A 2,285-nucleotide genomic window follows, 5' to 3' on the forward strand; every position below is an offset into this window, starting at 1 on the left:
GATATCGAGTACAGTGACCTCGTGCATCTTGCCATCGCTGATGTGGATGAAGGTTGGGATATTGCCGCGTAAATCGAGTAGTGTATGCATCTTAACAGCGGCCTTGGTGGAGCGAAAGCGTGCCCACGGAAAAACGCTCAAACACAAGTCGATGGTCGTGGTGTCAAGCGCATAAACCGTCTGTTCCAGCTCTACCGCGAAGTTGTCGCTGGCGTAAAGTTTTCTGGCAATCTGGATCAAGCTCATCGCGAAATCCATGTAGATGCGGCAATCACGCTGTTCATTGGCATCTGCCAACGTACTCTTGGCGATGTTGTTGCTTCGTATGCCCAAATGATAGAGCTTGGTTTGGTGAGCACGCAGACAGGTTTCGATATCGCGCAAGCTCTCGCGGCAAGTTAGTTGCGCGAAAGCCATGCAAAGAAATTGATCAAGATGCGAAAAAGTCTTAGTGGGGTATTTGGAGGGGTAACGCTGCACACAGCGACGAAATGTGTGAAGGGGCAAATGCTCCATGAGTTGCGCAAACACCAACTTACCTGAATACATAATTGGAGACTCCGGGGAGAAAACCCCAGTTTCCCAAAAAAATTCACTTCCAAGTCGATGACACCCCTAAGAAGACTGCTTCGCAATACAGATCAATAGCTTATCTGATCATTTACGTGGAATTGCCGGACACTACTGAAAATATATACTCAAATTGCATAGGCGATTGATAACCTAATTTTGAATGTGACCGTTTTCCATTGTAAAAAGCCAGATAGTCAATGATACTCAACCTTTCCTTTTCCTTTTCCTTTCCCTTTTCCTTTGTCTTGAATTTTTCGTAGTTCAATTGTTCATACTTAAGACTAAGAAAGAATCGTTCTGTCGGAGAATTATCCCAACAATTTCCTTTTCGGCTCATGCTCTGCTTCATTTTCATAACAGACAGATGACTGCGATATTCATGGCTGGCATATTGACTGCCCCGATCCGAGTGATGGAGCAAGCCAGGTTCTGGCTTTCTTCGCCAAAAGGCCATTTGTAGCGCTTTTACGCACAATGCTGTCCGCATGTGGTCTACAATTGCCCAGCCCACAACTTGTCTGGAAAATAAATCGATAACAACAGCAACATAAAGCCAGCCTTCCAAGGTCCAAACATAAGTGATATCCGTTGTCCAAACTTGATTTGGGGCAACGACATCAAATTGTCGGTCATATATGGTCCGCCCCGTATTGCAAGACAAAATTTGCTGTTTGACAAAAAGAATAATGCTCCCATATATCCGGCCTTCAAATGAAGTATCAGCACTTCTGGCCCTGATGGAATCTGCGAGCATCCTTGACCTCATCAAATCTTCGGCCCTCATTGGCCCTTGACCACTTTCAGGTTCTCAGGATGCAGGTTTTACCTTTTATGCCATCACTTGAATTTTATCCACGCAATTCGTTGTTGACTGTTGATGCCTTTACTTGTTTGTGTGCTCGTGTAACTAAACCTATTAATTTTTTGATCCTTGATTAGAGGTTGAAAACCTTCAGTCTCTACCTGCCCAGCTAAGGATAAAGTACCTATTTGAAACATCGATATTGAGTTGTACTATACTACCCAATAGTTGCATCATAGTTCTTCTTTTTACTCAATAACGCCCAAATTATCCGTGCATTCTTGTTGGCCATCGCAACGGCTGAAATATTTGCGCCGCGCCGCCGTTCCAGCTTGTTAATCCATTGATTACGCTTGTCTTGATGTTTGTGAGCAACTCTGACAACCGTTCGTCCGCCATGAATCAATAATGTCCGTAAATATGTGTCACCTCGTTTGCTGATGCCCAGCAGGGTTGCTTTTCCGCCAGTAGAATATTGACGTGGTACCAGCCCTATCCAAGCAGCCAGTTCTCGCCCATTCTTGAATACGGCAATGTCATTTATCGCCGCAACCACGGCAGTCGCAGTTAGCAAGCCCACACCAGGAACCGTAAGCAGGCGTTGGACATCTTCGCTTTGTACGCTAATGGCTTGCAGCTTCTGCTCCAACACAACAATTCGTTCATCAAGATGCACCATTTCTTCATAGAGTTCATTGAGTAATGTCCGAAATAATGGGGTCAAAGCGTTGGTTGCATCTTCCAGGATGTCTGGTATCGTTGCTCTAACATGAGCAATCCCTACCGGAATGGTGATGCCGTATTCCATTAACAACCCTCTAATCTGATTGGCTTGTGCGGTTCTCCTGGATACAAGTAAAATACGTACTCTATGAATACTCTGTATATCCTGTTGCTCAATGCTTTTAAT

At 44.7% G+C, this 2,285-nt stretch carries 3 protein-coding genes; all 3 read right to left on the reverse strand.

The window, feature by feature from the left end; genetic code table 11:
* On the reverse strand, positions 1 to 549 hold a 549-nt coding region (locus Q0241_RS01080; RefSeq protein WP_299371747.1), incomplete at its 3' end, for a DUF4372 domain-containing protein.
* Positions 550 to 661: 112 nt separating this feature from the next.
* Positions 662 to 1,327, reverse strand: coding sequence for an IS3 family transposase (locus Q0241_RS01085; protein ID WP_299371750.1), 666 nt, complete (start codon positions 1,325 to 1,327; stop codon positions 662 to 664).
* A 265-nt stretch (positions 1,328 to 1,592) separates the two neighbouring features.
* Positions 1,593 to 2,285: IS110 family transposase (locus Q0241_RS01090; protein WP_299371753.1), on the reverse strand; the 693-nt coding region annotated here is incomplete at its 5' end.

This window comes from uncultured Kiloniella sp. (genome assembly GCF_937128705.1).
Lineage (GTDB): Bacteria > Pseudomonadota > Alphaproteobacteria > Kiloniellales > Kiloniellaceae > Kiloniella.